Source organism: Acidocella sp. MX-AZ02 (assembly GCF_000306035.1).
Taxonomy (GTDB): domain Bacteria; phylum Pseudomonadota; class Alphaproteobacteria; order Acetobacterales; family Acetobacteraceae; genus Acidocella; species Acidocella facilis.
Genome location: NZ_JH976276.1, coordinates 1 through 427, shown reverse-complemented (window position 1 = coordinate 427; position 427 = coordinate 1). Strand labels below are relative to the sequence as shown.

Annotated in this window: 1 pseudogene; it reads left to right on the top strand. The window is 50.6% G+C overall.

From position 1 onward, the window contains the following. Window positions 1–19: 19 nt before the first annotated feature. Window positions 20–427: pseudogene (locus tag MXAZACID_RS19585) on the top strand (type IV secretion system protein VirD4); the annotation flags it as partial.

Here is a 427-nt window from a genome sequence, read left to right as displayed (position 1 = left end):
TGCCGTTTATCGTGTGGCCATGGGCTTCACGATTATCTATTCTGCACTCTTGGCCGCTGGCTTTTGGTTCGGCGGGTTGCGGGATGAGTCTGTTAATCAATTCATCACGCAATGTATGGCCGCGTCTCTCGTGGTCAATGTCGGCCTGCCTGCATTGGCAGGGCTTGCAAAAAACGTCATGGCGAGGCGTCTGATATTTCATCGTGCCATTGGTCTAGTCGTCGTACTCGGCATTATTAATTGGGTCGGTCTCTACTATGGCGTTGAATATCTATACCAAAACGGCTTGCCCGGCTGGTTGGCATGGATTGGGGCCATAGCTATCAGCGGTATGGTAACACTTGCGGTAACATTTTTTACGCTAGGCGGAACGCCAGCGGAAAACAAAAAAATAGAGTTGCCAAACCATATAGGGGCGCTGCGTGAA